The following is a 16,656-nucleotide window of genomic DNA, read 5'->3' as shown; positions in this document are numbered from 1 at the left end:
GGTTTCGAATACTAGTTCGATAACGTGGGTGAGGGAGGTAGGTGCCATGACAGCTGGAGCTCAAGCGCGGGAGGTGTCGAGTGTGATGCATGTTCGCTGCCCCGACCGCCTGCCCGAGGACGTCTTCCGGCAGGTCCTGGAGCTGTTGGGGGAGCTCTTCTCGGTTGTCCAGGCGCAGCCCCCGTCCGCAGCCCTGGTGGAGGCGAAGGGCGCGCTGCGCTACCACGGCGTCAACGCCCGCGGGCTGGCAGAGGTCGTGCGGCTGCGGACCGTGGCGCTACTGGGTGTCGACGTACGAGTCGGGATCGGGCAAACGATCACGGTCGCGGCCACCGCCTCCCACCGGATCAGCCAGCCCGGCGGCATCCTCGCCATCGACCCCGACCAGGTCACCGACTGGCTTGCTCCGCTGCCCGTCGACGCCCTCCACGGCATCGGACCCCGCCAGGCGACTGTCCTGCGGGGATACGGCGTGGACAGCGTCGGCCTGCTCGCCGGGCTGCCGCCGGCCACCGTGCAGCGCATCCTCGGAGGCCGCGCCGGACGCCTGGTCGCCGACCGCGCCCGCGGCATCGACCCCCGCCCCGTCACCCCACGCGCCCTGCCCACCTCGACAAGCGTCAGCCGCACGTTCCCCCGGCAGACCCTGGACGGAGCCGAAGTCCGCGCGTCCCTCCTCGACATGGTCGTCCAGCTCGGACTACTGCTGCGCCGGCGCGGTCAGGTGGCCCGTGGCGTCGGCCTGACGTTGAAGTTCGCTGGTGGCCCGTCCTGGGAGAAGGCACGCCGACTGGCGGAGGCTTCGGCGCACGATGACGATCTCAGGAGCGTGGCGTACCGGCTCATCGACGCCGCTGGCCTCCAGCGGGGCCGCCTCACCGCACTCGTTCTCCGGGGCGAGGACCTGGTTGGCGCCGACCAGGTCGCCCACCAGATCAGCCTCGACACAGCGCGCGAGGACCGGCTGGTCGCGGAAGAGGTCAGCGACCGCATCCGCGACAAATTCGGGCCCGGAGCGATTGGCCCGGCCGCCACACTCCTGCGGGTCTCCTGACTGCCAACCTCGAGGCGAAGGTGACCGGGGGCAGTGGCGACAGGACTGTCTCCGTGCGCTATTCCTGACGGCATGAGCATTGGCGAGATCGTCGAGATAGACCGCCCTGCCAGCTGGCCGGCGGATGTGAAGGCATACATCCAAGCCCTGGCGGAGACAGTTCCCGACGACGTGACCGACGGCGCAGACCTCCCGTACGAGGCAGACCTCGCCGGGCACGACACCGAACTTCGAGACCTGCTCGCCGACCGCTGGTTGTGCTCATTCCACGCGACCCGATTGCTGGACTACGAGGTCGAGGACGTACGGACGTCAGGGCTGAGGGTCCTGACCCAGTCCCTCGTAGAGGATCGCCAGGACAAGGCCCTCGCCAACGAGGTGATCACTCGAGCCGAGCACGCAGCGCTGCGCGACTCCAGCGTGTTCACAGCGGGCGGCAGATCGGTGCAGTACCGCGTCGGCAAGGTATGCCTCGCAGGCAACGCCCAGCCGCTCCACGACCGCCCCAACGGGTTTTCGCACCAGCTCAGCAACTGGGGCGGCGAGGCGCAGTACGCGACGAGTGCCTGGGACCATCTCGACAGCGCCCGCGTGAAGAGCATGGGGCAGCCGGCGATCGTCGTTGCCCTCCTTGACGTCTCGGACCCCGCCGTCGCCGTCGTCACGAGCCACGCGTTGATCTACGCCTTCGTGGCCAGTCACCTGCGCATGGCGAACGTCGGGTCGCAGATCGACTTCGAGGCCGACATCGCTGGGGCGCAGATCGAGGGCATCTGGCAACCCGGCCAACAGGGGTACGACCAGTTCGAACGCCTCCCTCGTGCATAGGGTGCCGCCGTCCCTGGGGGCGTGGGCATACTGCTGGCCATGACGATCCCGCTCCGTACCCGTGTGTACGTGATGACCATCGCGGTGCTGGTGTGCGTGGTGGGCAGCGGAGCCTGCCTCGGCTTCCTCGTGGCCGACTGGGCGGGCGCCCTGGTGGGTTCGGGCGCCGCCGGCCTGGGCGCGGGATTCGGAATGCTTGTCCGCCCCCGGCCCACGGTGACTCCCGTCCGGCCGACCAGGGGCGACGGCTATGCGGAAGGGATCGCCGACGTGGTCCTGCTGAGCATCGCGATGTACGAGGCTGCGGTCTTCCCGCTCACCACTGATGGGGTGAGTGACGAGGAGCAGGAGGCCCGTCGCACTGTCGCGTACCGGCTCTCCGCCTACGACGGCCTGCCCCGTTCCGTCCGGGTGTCGGCGGCCGCCGCGTTGGAGGCTCTTGATGACGGCCTGGACGCCGAACATGCCCGAGCTGCGGTGAAGGACCTGTCACTCGCGGTATACGACTGCCGCGGCAGCCGTTGAATCCTGGGCAGCGCTAACGCTGCCGATCGTCCAGAGCCGGATACGGCCCTACTCGGTCGCCGCGGCGCGCTTCTTCTTCGCCCGCCGCTTGACCGGTGGCGGTGATTCTTCGCCTGAGGTGCCGTTGTTCATCCGGGCACTGGCTTCTAGGACCTGGTCGATGATGCGGCGGCGCATCTCGCTCTCGGGGTCCTCGCCCAGGTTTTGGGCCAGGCGCTCCGCGGTCAGGTAGTAGCCGGTCAGGACCGGCTGCTCGAAGTAGCGGTTGAGCTGGCTCAGTGTCTGCCCGTACATCTGCAGATAGGTGCGGTTGAGGAAGGCAGAGAGCGCCGCGGCGACGCCCGTGAAAGCGGCGACGAAGACCTTGGTCTGGCCGTTGCCGAAGTACAAGCCGACGGCGAAGCAACCCACAATCACCACCAGGCCCAACGCCATGGCCCGTTGCGAGGACCGGAAGGACCGGTCGGCTTGGTCGGTGGCGATCCGGTGGTACTCGTCGATCTGGGACTGGTTGAGTTTCAGTAGCGTGGCCAGGGGTGTGACGGTCTTGAGGTCCGCGAGCCTCTGCGGGTCCATCTCCTTCTGTAGTTCGGCCGCTTCTTCAGCCGCCTGCAACTGGAGATCCTCCCGGCGGATCTGTTTGACCAGCAGGTAGATCGCTACGCCCCCTACTGCGGTCACCGCGACGCCTATGAAGGTACGAAGGCGCCGGGGCGAGGACGACGGTCGGGGTGTTGCCGTAGTAGCGGGCGTCCCAGCCCGTGTGCAGGGTCAGCTCCAGTCCATGTCGGCAGTGGCCATTCGGCATCTGTGCGGTCGCAGTTGGCTGGTCAGATGCTGGGCGGAGAAATGGCGAACCCCGCCGTCGCCTCGAAGGAGAACTCGTGGACGGTCCAGTACGGCCACGTCTGGAATCCGAAGCGTGGCCTGGCTCATCATCGTGGGATGGGTGAGCAGATGGACCTTCAGCGGTTGCGGGGCCTTATCGAAGGCGTGTGCATCACGCTGTACCAGCGATACCGGCATGAGGATCTGCCAGCGCTGTGCGAGCGGCTTGGCCTGCCCTCGCCTCCTCCCAAAGACCAAGGAACCAAACACGAGCGCTTGACCGCGAGCCTGGGGGTCTGCCCGGACGACCGACTGCCTCATGTGGCGCAGGCAGTTCTCGACAGTGAGCCGCTTATGGCTCCCGAGCGGCTGGAGCTGCAGGACGTTGTGTGGCTCGGTGGCGACTACGTGGAAGTACCCGGCCGTACGCGGCGAGAGTTGGCCAAGGAGCTCGACCTCTCCGACCGCATCAAGTATCCGGACCGCTTTCTGACCCTGCTGGGCAGCCTGTGGGATCTCGGTGAGGACGAGTTCAACGTGTGGGGGCCCCACCTTGGCACCCTGCGCTCCGACATTCAGCGCCACGTGATCAGGTTTCCAGACGACTGGTCGACCGAGGACCTCTTCGAGCAGCTCAGAGCCTTCGAAGCCCCACATCCTCGATTCGGCCGCTTCCTCGAGGGCCTGGCCGACCCAGAAGTCCTTCCTGACGAGCAGGCACAGCGCCGCTTCGTCGAACTGGCCAACTGCCATCTGCAGCCGGTCGGCGCACAGCTCCGTCACGAAGGGGAGACGGACGGATACCCCCAGTTCCACCTGCATCAGCTCGGTCGCGGCACGGACCGCCGGCCGCGCAACCTCATCTTCGCCACCCAGGGAAAGCCCGACATCCGCTTCACCAGCGCCCTCGACAACGACATCGAGATCGCCGAACAAACCGACAAGATCCTGGTCTACAACCACCCGGTGGGCAAGAACGGGCTCCTCTGGAGCGACCTGCTGTCCTGGTGGCAGGAGACCCGCGGCATCGAGGACACGGAGACGGCCCGTCACACCCTTTACGACCGCATGCAGGCTTCCCTGCCACGTGAATCCGCGGGCCAGAAGAATCTGTTCTGGCTCTACCACAACCTCTACAAGGGCCAACTGCCCGACGTACCCGCGCTCCTGCCAGAGATATGGGTGCACTGGGACCCCAAGACCGTCCGCGAGCGCGGGGAGCGTGCCATGCAAAACCTCCGCATGGACTTCCTCATGCTGCTGGCCGGAAACCGCCGCGTGGTGCTGGAAGTCGACGGCATGCAGCACTACACGCGCGACGGCGGAACTGTACCCGACAGCGCAAAGTACGCCGCCACCATGGCCGGCGACCGCGACCTGAAGTTCCGCGGATACGAGGTGTTCCGGTTCGGCCACGACGAACTGCGCGACCGCGAGCGCGCCCGCCCCGTGCTCACCGACTTCTTCCGTACGCTTCTGGGCCGTACACCTGACAGCGGCCCGTAGCTGCTCCACCGGCGGCGCGTGGCCCCTGCCTCAGCGTCGAGGCAGGGGCCGCCCGACCGCCAGACGACGTGATACGCCGTTGGATCAGTCGAAGTCGGGTTCCCAGTCGTCATCCACCTCTTCTTCGGTACGCAGGGAATGGGCTCTCATGTCCGCGAGGTCCAGTTCGGGTCCGGTCAGTGTGAGGTCGCAGACCCGACACCCGAAGTAGCGCGGGAAGAACCAGATATCCCCATAGTCCCCGCTCTTGTCGCGCCCGCTGATGAACGCAGGATTCCCGCCAGCCGGACACGTCGTGGGTACGTGTAGAAGCCATCGGCTGGGCAGTGGCGCTGCCGCCAGAATGGCAATCACCAACGTCCTGGAGCTGGTACTGCGCTACACCGATCACGCGGTGAGGGCGCTCGCGCCGGCCTGGCCGCAGGCGTACGAGGACCGGGCACCGGAGGAGATCGCGTGCGGAATCAGCCCCGATGAAGGCGACGCGGCCCAGGGGCTGGCCGACCTCGATCCCTCCGTGATCACCGACGCGTGCCGGAACCCGGAGCGCGCGGAGCGGGCGCTGGACTGGTTGACCGCGGACCTTGCCGACCTGCCGCTGCGCTACCACCCGACGGTGCCGCTCCTTGGTCCGGTGCTCGCCGTCGTCGCGCACGGCCGCCGTCGGCTGGTGCCGGTCTCCGCCGCGCTGAGCAGCTTCGCCGCGGCCCTCGAACGCCTCCTCGCCACGGTCCCGGATCCGCAGGGCGCCGAGGAGCGCCTGCAGAAGCTGACCGTGAACCGGGTCGCGCAGCTGTTGGGCCTGGACGAGGCCCCGGCGAGACCCGGGCCGGTGTGCGTGATCTCCTCGCCCGGCTACCGCTACGACACCGTCGTCGTCAGCGCGCTGGCCAGCGCCGCCTTGTCCGGACGGATACCCGACGAAGAACCGCGACGGCACCACCCGCCCCGGCCCCTGCCAGCACCTCGGCGAGGAGTTCGAGCGCCGCCTGAAGGCCCAGCGCGACGCGGACGAGTCCCCTGACCCCCGGACATCGCAGATCGAACGGCTCAAGACCCAGGTCTCCGAACTCACGGAACGAGTCGCGAAACGGGACGAGGCTCTGGCCGAGCTCACCGCGTTCAAGACACTTGCCGTCTCCAGGCTCACGGCCCAGCACGAGGAGATCCAGCGGCTGAGACAGCAGGTTGCCCAGGACGGCAACGTCCGCCATCTACCCGCAGCTCGCAGCAGCACGGCCCCGTACGGGTCGTGCAGCTGACGTGATCGACGAGCTCGCCCTGGCCATGGCCGACGCCCTCGCTCCGTAGGAGCCGCTCCGCACCTGCGCCAGCGTCATCGAGATGTACATGATCAAGCCACCCGCCTTACGCTGATTCGCGGGCTGCCGTAACGGTCAGCCCGGTTACTACGGGCGGCTGGCCAGCACTCGTAACGGTTCGACAAGTTCGGCAGTCCGTGTTTTACCTGCGGCGCGGCCATGGAATGATCGCTGCACTCGGTAACCAGAGGGAGGCGGTGGGTGCATGACCAACCCGGAGAATCCCTTCGAGGCATCGGCGTCAGCGCTCGGATACCTCTACCAGCTCCGTGTGGCGCTCCAGCGGTGTGTGGAACTCTCCAGGGGCGGGATCGAGTGGAGTGTGGCGATTGAGGCAACGGACGATGTCCAGGCCCTCATCGGGTCGCACACCGAGCTGACCCAGCTGAAGAAGCGGGCAGACAAGGTGAGACTGACGGACCTGTCGTCGGACCTGTGGAAGACAATCAGGGTCTGGTCACACGCCGTTACCGAGGGGTACATCGACCTTGCCGAAACAAGCCTCTACCTGATTACCACCGCAGAGCTGCCGGACGACGGCGCGGGGTTCCTCCTGCAGCCCAAGGCCAGCGGACACCGTGACGAGCAGGCTGCCGAGGCCCTCCTCGTCCAGGCGCGGCAGTCCTCGAAGAGTACGACGTTGGCCAAGGCCTTCGAGGCGTTCGACGCGCTCGGGGCGCAGCGCCGGGCCGAGCTGATCAGCCGGGTCGAGGTCATCGGTGACGCGCCGGGGATGGACTCCATCAGGGAGGACCTGCTCGGCTACGCAAGCCTGGCCGTCGAGCGCCAGTACGCCGAGTCCTTTCTTCAGCGTCTTGAGGGCTGGTTCTTCGAGCGGGCGTCCGTCCAGATGAGTTTCCCGGGGTCGGATCCGGTGACCGGCGCCGAGTTCGACGAGCTGTTCAACGATCTGCGCAATCAGATCGGTGAGCACAATCTGCCGATCGACCCTGATATCGCCGCGCTCACGGCTGCGGCCCCGGCCGCTACCGATGCCGCCGGCAAGGTGTTCGTGCATCAGCTCCGGTTGATCGACGTGGGCGCGGAGCGGATCGGGTACGCGGTTCGGGACTGGGTGAGGGCCTTCGCTCAGCGCTCCCGCTGGGCGAATGAGAACCTGTTACGTGCCGGCGAGATCGGCGCGTATGAGCGCAGGCTCGTGGAGGAGTGGCAGTCGCGCTTCGCCGAGATGCGCGAAGACCTCGGCGATGAAGCCACCGAAGAAGAGATGAAGCGTGAGGCCAAGCTGATCTACAGGTGGGTCGACCGGGAGGCCCGGCTTCGCATCCGCACCGGCTGTGAAGAGGTGTTCGTCGTCAAGGGGTCGTACCAGATGCTCGCGGACGAGCTGCGGGTCGGGTGGCATCCGGACTTCAGCGCCCGGCTGGCGGCTCTGCTGGAGCCGGCGGGAGCCGCTGATGGCCGAGCGTGACCTCAGCCGCGAGGAGCGCGCCCTGTTCAACCCGGCCTTCACAGCACTCGTGTGCGTCCGGGCTGTGCGGGGCTACGAGAAGCAGTACCGCTCCGCCTGCCCGCTTCCAGTCGCAGTGACCGCCGCGGTCATGGCTCTCCAGCCGTCCATCCGGACGGCGCTGCCCGCCACCATCCGCACCGGGCTGATGAACTGGCTCGACGAGAACGAGGCCGTGCGCGTGGCCATGGGTCTCAACGCCGCCGCCCTCGCCGCCGTCGTGCGACCAGGCCTGCTCTTCGCCCTTCAGAGCGACGTGCTCAGGCTTCAAGGCTCCGGGCTGACGGTGAAGCCACGGGCCGTGACGGCCCTCAAGGACGGCCCCGAACAGAACACCGCCATCCAGAAAGCCGCCCACCAACTCGGGCGCTGGCTGCCCAGCACCGGCAGCATCAGCACCGTCCTGACGCTCCTGGGAGTCCAAGCGTGACCTTTCAGATCCAAGCGGTCACCGTCTACGGCAAGCAGCCCGGGCAGGTCCGCACGGTCCCGTTCCACACCGGCACCCTGAACATCGTCACGGGCGACTCCCGGCGCGGGAAGAGCGCGCTGCTGACGATCATCGACTACTGCCTGGCTAGCTCCGACTACCCCGTCAAGGCCGGCAAGGTCCGCAAGTACGTGGGCGCCTACGCCGTCACCCTGGCGAAGCCCGGCCAGCAGCTCTTCGTTGCCCGGCGCGCCCCGGAGCCGGGGAACGCCGTGAGCACCGTGTTGTGTGTCCTGTCCCAGGCCCCAGAGACCCCGCCTCCCCCGCTGGAGGAGCTGACCTTCGCGACGCCCCTGGACACCGCCAAGGACATCCTCAGCGACTTCTGCGGCATCGACCGCACCGTCAAGGTGCCCGCGGTCGCCCGCGCCCAGACCATCGCTCCGTCGATCCGCCACGCGCTGTACTTCTGCTTCCAGGCGCAGAACGAGGTCGCCAACCCCGACCTGCTGTTCCACTCCCAAGGTGAGGAGTGGCGGCCGAACACCATCCGGGGTGTGATCCCGTACTTCCTTGGCGCCGTCGACCCCGAACAGGCAGCGCTGCGCAACAGGCTGCGGCTCCTGCGCCGGGACCTTTCCGACCTTGAAGCCAAACTCACCCAGGCCCGCGACCTCGGCCCAGCGTCGGGCCAGGCCCGAGCACTGCTCACCGAGGCGGTCGAGGCAGGGCTTCTGCCGCACCGCGACAGCGAGCCGACGGCCGAGGAGGTCCTTGGCCTTCTGCGGTTGGCCTTGGAAGGCAGCATCCGGCTAGAGCTGGAGTCCCGACCGGACAACGACGGCGACCCGTTGGCCGCCGCCATCGGCCGACGCGCCCAACTCCGGCGCGCCGTCGGGCAGTCCCGGGCCCGCATCGCCGACCTCAAGCGCGCGGTCGAGGAGAATGACGACTTCGCGGGTGAGGCAAGAGAGCAGCGCCGGCGTCTCGCGTCTCTCGGGTTGATGCGACTGTCCCCGGACACCTCCCAGGCCGCCCAGTGCCCGGTGTGCGAAAGCCCGATCGCCTCGGCCAACACCACGGTGGCGACGATCATGCACGACCTCGAACGCCTCGACGGTGATCTGCAGGTGATCGGCAGCGACACACCCGCCCTGCAACGCCAGATGGCCCTGGAGGAGGAGCAGCTGCAGCAACTGCGCGCGGCGCTCTCCCGCAGCCAGGACGAGATTAACGAGATCAGCGCCGGGCTGCGCGCGCTGCAGCAGGAACCGGACCAGTCGCAGCGGGCTGCCCATGTGCGCGGTCGTATCAGCCTTTACCTCGACACCACCGCCCAGCATGTGAGTGCCCCGCAGGTCGAAGACCGCCGCGACGACCTCCAGCGACAGATCGCTGAGCTGGAAGAGCTCTTGAGCGACGACACCCAGGGCGACCGGCTCACCAGTTACCTGTCCCTGATCAGCCAGAACATCCGCACCAAGGCTGCCGCACTGGAGCTCGACCACTCGGACGCGCCCATCCGCCTCGACGTCAACCGGCTGACTGTCGTCGCCGACACGGCCGACGGTCCCGTCCGGCTCGCCGACATGGGCAGCGCCGAGAACCACCTGGGCTACCACGTCGCCACGCTGCTGAGCCTGCACGAGTGGTTCAGCGAGCACCACGGACCCGTCCCTCGGACGCTGATCCTCGACCAGCCGTCCCAGGTGTACTTCCCGCCCGACTACACCGGCGAGCCCACACCCCAGGGGACCGACCTCAGCCACCTGCTGAATATCTACCGGATCATCAACGACACCGTCCAGGCACTCGACGGCGCGCTCCAGGTCATCGTCGTCGAGCACGCCGACCTGGCCGACCCGCTCTTCCGGGACCACGTCGTCGAGCGCTGGCGCTACAGCAACAGCCAGGCCCTCGTACCTCCGGAGTGGATCACTGAACCGATTGACGACGAGGACGAGTAGCCCAGCACTCGACGTTTGGCGTCCGCTCCACGCCGAGTGCACCTGCCGCCGTATAGTTCGAAGCCTGTCAGCGTGATGGACCACCGAAGCAGCCAGTGGACATCGAACGGCTGGCCCTGTCGCCGAATAGTGTGATCTAAGCCACAGGTCAGCGAAGGAATGAGACACCTTGATCCTCCATGGCGTGTTGGCGCCTCGGGGCTCCGGTCCCACGTAAAGCGACACACACGCGGGGGACACCGCATCTGCAGCGACACCCGAAGCCCAGGCGCCCGCACCGAGACCGTTGCCGCGTCGGACCTGCCCGCCACCAGCCAGCTCGCCCAGGCCGACCGGCTCCTCCACCAGCACTGGCACTTCGGATTCGCCGCGCTGAGTGCCGTACTCGCCACCGCCGCCGACTGGCCGACCGGACCCGAAGGCATCGCCACCCCCACCCCCGACGACCTGGTGCGCGAAGCGACCACCCGGTCGGGACTGCCCGAAGCCGACCTGTCGACCGGCTCAGCCTGCACCCCGGCAACGCCGCCGGTACCGGACCGCACGCCTACACCGAGGTCGAGCGCCGCACCCGGCCCGCCACCCACCCGCTGATCACCCACGACGGCCGGCTGCTCGTCCTGCCCTGGCTCGTCCACACCGCCCAGGAGCTCTACGCCGCCTACCTCGACGAAGGCCGCCTCCCGCACCCCGACCTTCCCCAGCCCGTCCGGAAAGCCCTGCGCCACCACCGCGAGCAGCTCGACAAGCGACTCGAGGCCGATCTCCAGACGATCGCCCGCGACGCCGGACTGCCCCACCGGTACCGCCTCCTGGAGAAAACCGCCGCCCAACTCGGCATCCCGGGCCTGATCGGCGAGATCAACCTGCTGATCGCCGACCCGGCCACCCAGCGCCTGTGGGTGATCGAGGTCAAGAACCCCGAAGGAGCCGTCGCACCGTACGCCGTGATCCAGCACATCCAACGCTTCACCCAGAACTACCGCGACAAGCTCCTCAACAAGACGGTCACTATCACCGTCCACGCCACCGCGGCCGCCCGCGCCTGCCAGGCCCCAGAAGACCTGGACTGGGAAGTGATCCCGCTGATGGTCACCCGCAGCATCGAGCCCGCCGCCTTCCTCGCCGACCCCAAGGTGCCCTTCACCATCGCCGATCACCTCGCTCGGATCCTGACCGCGTCGACAACTCCCCGCCCAGGGTGGAACAGCCCGGACGGAGCACCGGAATGATGACAGCACTGGAGCGCGTCGATGTGGCGTACACCCTGATCACCGGCCCGGCGAACGGGTACACCTGGTCAAGAACCCGCACACCGGGCAAGGCAGGGGGCGCTGCCCGGCATGCCGCGCGAGGACAGTGAAACGCGGGACTCGCTCGCACGCCCGATCCGGTGACCAGGTTGTCGACGCGTGTCGGCGTTCCGCCCGTCTGCCGGAAGAAGCCCAGCAACATTGATGCGGACCCACCGAATCCAACGGCAGCCGTCCGCCTTCGGCGCGTACGCTCCCGGCCATGAGTGAACTGCACTGCCTGTTCTGCGGTGTTGTCGTGCGCGGCCGCCGCGAGCACGTTCTGCCGTCCTGGTTCCTCAAGCGCCACAACGGGCAAGGTCCCTTCACGACCGAGGTCGACGGCCTGCCGGTCGCGTACGCCAGCGGCGTCGTAGAAAGAGACCATCTTGCCCGCCTGATGCTCCCTGTCTGCGGCAAACGGGAAGAGCAGGCCGGCGGCCAGGACTGCAACGGGTGGCTGAACACCGTCTTCGAACAGCCTGCCAAGGTCCGTGTCCGGACCGCACTCGACGCCCTGGAGCCCATTCACGGCCCCGCCGCACGGGCCTTCGTACGCTGGGCGGTCAAGACGCTGCTGCTGGCCGCGCATCCCGACGCCGTGAACTCCGCACCGCCCGAGCGTGACCGCTCGGCATGGGAGTTCCCGGACGATTGGCTTCCCGGCCTGCGCACCACCCGCGAGCTTCCCGCTGACCTGTCGCTGTGGCTGGGCATCATCGACCCGAGCGCCGACGAGGAACCCCGTGTCCCCGACGAACAACTCCTGCTCCCGCGCATCCACCACCCCCACGCGGCCGGGGGACCGGGCCAGGCGACGAACTTCGGATTCGGCCTGCCAGACGGGAGAATGGCGCAGTTCCAGCTGCTCAGTCATCCCCTCATGGACATCGACCATCCCGCCGAGGAGGCCGGACTGGTGATGAAGCTGTGGCCACAAACGCCGGACCGTCTGGACATCAGCGTGCTGCCGGTCCTCAGCCGTGAGGATGGCCGCCGGATCGCGCGGACCTTCGTCCGGGGCGGACCGCTGATCGGTCTCATGCCCGGGCAGACCCGGCTGCTCGAAGGGCTGCTCAGCCGCCGCATCCGGATCCAGCGCGTGCCGGCGCCCTCACAGGGCCGGGCGTAGGGCGGACATGCGCATGCGGCCGGTGTCCACGCGGAGACCGAACCGTTCGCACAGCGCCACCGCCTCGCCGACCGCCCAGACCTCAAACAGCGTGTACCCCTCACCGCGGAAGAAACCAGCCGAGCAAGGCGTCGACGCTGGCTGTGGCATACCTGCGGCGCCGCCACAGGGGTCTGGTGGCCACGGCATGAGCCGGGTTATCCCGGGTGCTGACCAGACGTCAGGGGTGTTGACCGAACTAACTTGTGAGTCTTCGCAGGTCAATTAAGGTTTCTGCTTGTTTCCCGCCATGCCCAGTGAGCAACGTCCCGGAGGGGACCTCAAGAGGTTTGTCCTGCCCGAGATCGGTCAACCGTTCCTGACATGGGGGTCCGTAAGATCGGCCTCAAGCAGTGAGCCCGATGACCGGTCGGGCGCCCGATCTCTCAGGTTCGATCCTCAGGAAATATCCGTGAGTGTCGGCATCTCACCCTCCGTGGTGGACACATCGATCACGGAGAAGTTCGCGCCTTGCGGGTCGCTGAGGGCGGCGAAGCGGCCGAAGGGTGAGCTCATCGGGCCGAAGCGGAGTAGTCCGCCGAGCTTGACGGCGCGGGCGACGGCGTCGTCGCAGTCGGGGACCGTGAAGTAGACGTTGATGTGCGCGGGAACCTCGGGCGGGAAGTCGTCCGTCATCTTCATGCGACCGAGGACGGTGCTGTCGCCGAGGTTGAACAAGCGGAAGTCGATGGTGTCGTCCTGCATCTGCCGGGCGCTGTAGCCGAAGACGGCCGGGAAGAACGCGTCGGACTTCTCGGGTTCGCGGGTGTAGATCTCGGCCCAGCAGAACGCGCCGGGCTGCTCGGGCGGTGCCTCGAAGCCCTCGTGGGTGCCTCCCTGCCACACGCCGAAGACGACTCCGCTCGGGTCGCGCGCCAGGCACATCGTGCCAAAGTCGCCGACCCGCATCGGTTCCATGAGCACCTCGCCGCCGTGGTCACGGATCCTGCCGACGGTGGCGGCCGCGTCCGGCGAGGCGAGGTACAGGCACCACTGCGACTGGCCCTCCTGACCGGGTATCGGCGGCACGACGGCGGCGACGGCCTTGCCGTCGGCGTAGGCCTGCGTGTAGTTGCCGTACTCCGACGACGACTCGCCGAAGGTCCAGCCGAGGAGGTCACCGTAGAAGCTCTTGGCTCCCTCGACGTCGCTGAACATCGCATCGGCCCAACAGGGGGTTCCCTCGGCCCACGCGCTTCCGGGAGCGGTCTGACTCTGGGTAGGTTCCTGGGCCCTTTGATGGAGGTGGTCCGAATAGGGTTCTGGAGCCAGCAGGCTGCTCCTGGAGGATGCGGACGGTTGATTCCGGGCACCCGGTTCATCATTCGTTATTATTGGCCACGGCGGAGGTATAATCAGCGCCGACAAATCCTCCACGGAGATTGAATCTGCCTGCACAACAGCATCCTCAAGGCGGTGAATCACGGCCTCAGGGTCAAAGTCGTTGAGCGTGTATGCCTTAAGGGCGCTTACCTTCCGGGTGTAGCGATCCCCAAGTCGACCGCCGAACCCAAATTCCATGTCTGCCGAGTTTGTGACTAGCTGGGGGATAACCCCGACGTAGACCATGCGCTCGTATCGGTCATTTGGAGCGGCTGCAGAGAAGAATTCCCACAAGAGAACACCGTGTCGATCTCCCCCGTCGATGATCAACCTGTAGGCCGAAGGTTCGCCTGTACGGACGAAGGAGCGTGCAATGGAGCGCAAGACTCCTATCCATTTATCGTAAGCCTCGTCAGTGTTCACCACAGCTCCAAAGGCCACCGGCTAGATATTGCCTCGATCGGAAAACCGTTGAGGAGGATGTATTCAAACCCGCTCCCCCAGTCGACATGGCGCGGACCGGCAATATCATCGAGCCTTAGCGGTTCTAGGATTAGGAGATGCTTCCTTGCAAGCGCCACCCCGGGCAGCTCAAGTGAACGTATTACCTCGTCGGTTGGATAGGGAGTCGGGGTGACGAATATTTGCCGCCGGGTTCCATATCGATATGTATCAAGGTTTGACATAGTTAGATAGTGGAGCAGCTGTCTTTTTCCCATTTCGGCCGCCACTTCCGCTCCCTTGCGAACCTGCAAATCTCGAATATCGGTACCACATGGAGCGACATTTCCTGGCCCGACCATATGCAAATCTAGGTGTGTCGCCAAATTACTGACAGACGTGGACATGGCGGTACCTCCTCCTTCCAGCGTGGCACTGCTGAGGTGAGTTGTCGCGACGAGCCCCATTGAGCGTCGCAGCACAGCCGCTAACTTGATCTTTAACCTGTGCGGCAAGGTCGTGGGGCCGTAGGTCAGGGGCCCTCTTCCAGCGCTCTACAGGACTGCGGCCGAGCGATGTGGGCCCAAGCCCTGTAAAATGGCTTACTAGACGCAGCACCGAGTAGCCGTCCGTCGCTTACCTGCTGCAGTCCTGGCGATGCCCCCAGGGTGCTCGGGTATTCATCGGTGGCCAACTCGACGCTATCTCAGACTTCCGGGTTGCGCATATGGCACCTTCGCTATATTTCTCGGAACAATCCACGAACGTTGAGCTCGCACGCCGATGGGCGATGGATGTAGCAGCCAACTCCGGAGACTCCCTGGCGCCAGATAAGCAAAAACGACTCTAGGAAGATCCGCAGGGGCCGGACAGGAGAAGTCGCCAGACCTGCCCAACGAAGACGGCCGTGGCGGCCCCCGGAACCGGCGGCGACATGATTTCTGTAGGCAGCAGCGCCCCTGCATGAAGGTAGTGGTCGGCGATGGCTCAGAACGCGATCCAGAAAACCTTTGCCCCCTGGGTAGCCCAGGCGCCGCAGGCCCCAGCCAATTTGGCAGTGACCTTGCGGCCCGAAGATGTGATCGCCTCGGTCTGGAACGGCTTGCAACGCGTGGCTGCCTCTTTGAACAGCATGCCGAGGGAGGTACGTAGCCTGCATGACGATGCCCTCAAGCGGGCTCTCAAGGAACGGGGCCTCGGCCGCACCGTCGCTGTCGGCCTAGAGATCCCCTTTGCTGGGCTTACCGTCAAGGAACGGAACGACTATGTATTCCACCCCAATCGGTTTAATACTCGGAGGCTTAGGAATTATATCCGCCTGGAAATCACGCCTACGGCCGACTTCCTCAACGCGGTCATGCTCGGATCTCACGTGCCTGAGGGAGTGGAGCCCAGCACCGAGAATATGAAGTCCTGTCTAAGTGTATGGATTGCGCGATACACCTTCCATACCTTGGCGCATCAGCATCAAGAGATCACGGCTGGCAACCGTCAAGACCATGCCGGGTCCTCTCGATTGCACGCCGATTTCGAGGCAGATCTTGAGTCCTTGATTCACTTGGTGCATGCGTTCGGGTTCGAGCCGTCTGCCAGCAACTCGCCACCCAGCCCTGACGTGGTCACGCTAATAAAACAGCTGGGCTGCTGTTCCGCTTTCGCTGTCCGGCAAAGCCTGCGGGGGCCAGCCACCCCTAAGGAGGTGGGCGATCGTAAAGCTAGGTCGATAGCCGGCCGAATCAGCATGAAACTAGTACTGAACAATGTCGTACCATTCAGTGTGATAGTCGGCGGCACTACGGTATCGACGGTTCCAGTCATAATAAATAGTTGTTTGCATCATGTAGTCAGCGGCCACGCGGCCCATGACCATGACGACATTGCGAATGTCATACTCTATGAATATCGCAACCACCTCACCGGGTGTAACCGCTGCCGGACGCTGGCGACCGCGCATGTCCAAGCCGTGATCGACAGTCTGGGGAATATGTGATGGCCATCGAACTGGATCTTCTTCTGGAAGAGGTACGGGCCTTGGAGCTGCCAGCGGGCGAGTATGTCGTGGCCGGAAGTGTCCCCATGGGATTGGCCGAACTGCGGGCAGTGAATGACATTGATGTGATCGTCAGCGACTCTCTTTGGGAGGAGCTCATTCACCGGTACTCCTTCGAGTACAACTCGGTCGGTGCACTCTGCATCCGCATTGGCCACATCGAGATCCTCAACTCCTGGTACGGCCATAAAGGGAACGTATCAGAGCTGATCGCACAAGCTCAGACAGTGCGCGAGCTACCTGTCATGCCATTGGAGTGGGTTCGGCAATGGAAACGGTTCAGTGGACGGCCGAAAGACCTGGCTGACCTTGAGCTCATTGACGCCCGTCTGGCCTCGCGCGATACACGTTCGTCGATTAGACCACCCGAAGGGTATGCGTAAAGGCAAGAAGTAAGACTGGGGCCAGCCGCGCGATCCGACACAGGGAGGTCGCGGCACTGTGCTCT

Annotated in this window: 16 protein-coding genes; 13 read left to right on the top strand and 3 right to left on the bottom strand. The window is 65.9% G+C overall.

The features are described from left to right. Positions 1-46: 46 nt before the first annotated feature. From OG241_RS09145 to OG241_RS09135, 3 genes are all read left to right on the top strand, one after another. On the top strand, positions 47-1,054 hold the full coding sequence (locus tag OG241_RS09145; RefSeq protein ID WP_405814757.1) for a hypothetical protein: 1,008 nt from the start codon (positions 47-49) through the stop codon (positions 1,052-1,054). Between the two features lie 72 nt (positions 1,055-1,126). After that, positions 1,127-1,882 carry a hypothetical protein gene (locus OG241_RS09140; protein WP_405814756.1) on the top strand — a complete coding sequence of 252 codons (756 nt, stop codon included), beginning with the start codon at positions 1,127-1,129 and terminating at the stop codon, positions 1,880-1,882. A 39-nt stretch (positions 1,883-1,921) separates the two neighbouring features. After that, positions 1,922-2,407 (top strand): hypothetical protein, encoded by a 486-nt coding sequence (locus OG241_RS09135; RefSeq protein WP_405814755.1) that lies wholly within the window; start codon positions 1,922-1,924, stop codon positions 2,405-2,407. A 48-nt stretch (positions 2,408-2,455) separates the two neighbouring features. Here OG241_RS09135 and OG241_RS09130 read toward each other — a convergent pair whose 3' ends face one another. Beyond that, complete coding sequence (locus OG241_RS09130; protein ID WP_405814753.1) at positions 2,456-3,088, bottom strand: hypothetical protein; 633 nt, start codon at positions 3,086-3,088, stop codon at positions 2,456-2,458. Between the two features lie 264 nt (positions 3,089-3,352). Here OG241_RS09130 and OG241_RS09125 point away from each other — a divergent pair, with 264 nt between their 5' ends. The 8 genes from OG241_RS09125 (at position 3,353) to OG241_RS09090 (ending at position 12,355) form a co-directional block, all read left to right on the top strand. Beyond that, positions 3,353-4,741, top strand: a complete 1,389-nt coding sequence (locus OG241_RS09125) for a hypothetical protein (RefSeq protein WP_405814752.1) — start codon at positions 3,353-3,355, stop codon at positions 4,739-4,741. A gap of 343 nt (positions 4,742-5,084) precedes the next feature. Then, a complete protein-coding gene (locus OG241_RS09120; protein WP_405814751.1) occupies positions 5,085-5,765 on the top strand; it encodes a hypothetical protein in 681 nt (226 codons plus the stop codon). Between the two features lie 503 nt (positions 5,766-6,268). Then, the gene (locus OG241_RS09115; protein ID WP_405814750.1) at positions 6,269-7,495 is read left to right on the top strand and encodes an ABC-three component system protein; all 1,227 of its coding nucleotides are present in this window, start codon (positions 6,269-6,271) and stop codon (positions 7,493-7,495) included. Beyond that, positions 7,482-7,964: a three component ABC system middle component gene (locus OG241_RS09110; RefSeq protein WP_405814749.1), complete on the top strand. Its 483-nt coding sequence runs from the start codon at positions 7,482-7,484 to the stop codon at positions 7,962-7,964. The genes OG241_RS09115 and OG241_RS09110 overlap by 14 nt, the downstream gene beginning before the upstream one ends. Then, the gene (locus OG241_RS09105; RefSeq protein ID WP_405814748.1) at positions 7,961-9,931 is read left to right on the top strand and encodes a DUF3732 domain-containing protein; all 1,971 of its coding nucleotides are present in this window, start codon (positions 7,961-7,963) and stop codon (positions 9,929-9,931) included. Before OG241_RS09110 ends, OG241_RS09105 begins: the two co-directional genes overlap by 4 nt. Before the next feature lie 179 nt (positions 9,932-10,110). Beyond that, complete coding sequence (locus OG241_RS09100) at positions 10,111-11,163, top strand: hypothetical protein (protein WP_405814747.1); 1,053 nt, start codon at positions 10,111-10,113, stop codon at positions 11,161-11,163. Further along, entirely contained in the window at positions 11,160-11,294 is a 135-nt protein-coding gene (locus tag OG241_RS09095) for a hypothetical protein (RefSeq protein ID WP_405814746.1), read from the top strand. The genes OG241_RS09100 and OG241_RS09095 overlap by 4 nt, the downstream gene beginning before the upstream one ends. A 152-nt stretch (positions 11,295-11,446) precedes the next feature. Continuing rightward, a complete protein-coding gene (locus OG241_RS09090) occupies positions 11,447-12,355 on the top strand; it encodes a hypothetical protein (protein ID WP_405814745.1) in 909 nt (302 codons plus the stop codon). 438 nt (positions 12,356-12,793) lie between these two features. Here the strand turns inward: OG241_RS09090 and OG241_RS09085 are convergent, their stop codons facing one another. Beyond that, entirely contained in the window at positions 12,794-13,552 is a 759-nt protein-coding gene (locus tag OG241_RS09085) for a VOC family protein (protein ID WP_405814744.1), read from the bottom strand. A 584-nt stretch (positions 13,553-14,136) separates the two neighbouring features. Then, complete coding sequence (locus tag OG241_RS09080; protein WP_405814742.1) at positions 14,137-14,448, bottom strand: hypothetical protein; 312 nt, start codon at positions 14,446-14,448, stop codon at positions 14,137-14,139. Positions 14,449-15,140: 692 nt separating this feature from the next. Between OG241_RS09080 and OG241_RS09075 the strand changes: the two genes are divergently transcribed. Both OG241_RS09075 and OG241_RS09070 read left to right on the top strand, forming a co-directional pair. Beyond that, positions 15,141-16,148 carry a hypothetical protein gene (locus tag OG241_RS09075; protein WP_405814740.1) on the top strand — a complete coding sequence of 336 codons (1,008 nt, stop codon included), beginning with the start codon at positions 15,141-15,143 and terminating at the stop codon, positions 16,146-16,148. Beyond that, complete coding sequence (locus tag OG241_RS09070; RefSeq protein WP_405814739.1) at positions 16,148-16,591, top strand: hypothetical protein; 444 nt, start codon at positions 16,148-16,150, stop codon at positions 16,589-16,591. Before OG241_RS09075 ends, OG241_RS09070 begins: the two co-directional genes overlap by 1 nt. The last annotated feature ends 65 nt before the right edge of the window (positions 16,592-16,656 follow it).

This window comes from Streptomyces sp. NBC_01390 (genome assembly GCF_045040105.1).
Lineage (GTDB): Bacteria > Actinomycetota > Actinomycetes > Streptomycetales > Streptomycetaceae > Streptomyces.
This window is presented reverse-complemented; position numbering and strand designations above follow the sequence as displayed.

Coding starts and splice junctions, on each gene's coding strand:
- OG241_RS09110 (WP_405814749.1), top strand. CDS start 7,482: ATGGCCGAGCGTGACCTCAGCCGCGAGGAGCGCGCCCTGTTCAACCCG.
- OG241_RS09145 (WP_405814757.1), top strand. CDS start 47: ATGACAGCTGGAGCTCAAGCGCGGGAGGTGTCGAGTGTGATGCATGTT.
- OG241_RS09090 (WP_405814745.1), top strand. CDS start 11,447: ATGAGTGAACTGCACTGCCTGTTCTGCGGTGTTGTCGTGCGCGGCCGC.
- OG241_RS09095 (WP_405814746.1), top strand. CDS start 11,160: ATGATGACAGCACTGGAGCGCGTCGATGTGGCGTACACCCTGATCACC.
- OG241_RS09075 (WP_405814740.1), top strand. CDS start 15,141: ATGGCTCAGAACGCGATCCAGAAAACCTTTGCCCCCTGGGTAGCCCAG.
- OG241_RS09115 (WP_405814750.1), top strand. CDS start 6,269: ATGACCAACCCGGAGAATCCCTTCGAGGCATCGGCGTCAGCGCTCGGA.
- OG241_RS09125 (WP_405814752.1), top strand. CDS start 3,353: ATGGGTGAGCAGATGGACCTTCAGCGGTTGCGGGGCCTTATCGAAGGC.
- OG241_RS09140 (WP_405814756.1), top strand. CDS start 1,127: ATGAGCATTGGCGAGATCGTCGAGATAGACCGCCCTGCCAGCTGGCCG.
- OG241_RS09120 (WP_405814751.1), top strand. CDS start 5,085: ATGGCAATCACCAACGTCCTGGAGCTGGTACTGCGCTACACCGATCAC.
- OG241_RS09085 (WP_405814744.1), bottom strand. CDS start 13,552: ATGTTCAGCGACGTCGAGGGAGCCAAGAGCTTCTACGGTGACCTCCTC.
- OG241_RS09135 (WP_405814755.1), top strand. CDS start 1,922: ATGACGATCCCGCTCCGTACCCGTGTGTACGTGATGACCATCGCGGTG.
- OG241_RS09100 (WP_405814747.1), top strand. CDS start 10,111: ATGGCGTGTTGGCGCCTCGGGGCTCCGGTCCCACGTAAAGCGACACAC.
- OG241_RS09070 (WP_405814739.1), top strand. CDS start 16,148: ATGGCCATCGAACTGGATCTTCTTCTGGAAGAGGTACGGGCCTTGGAG.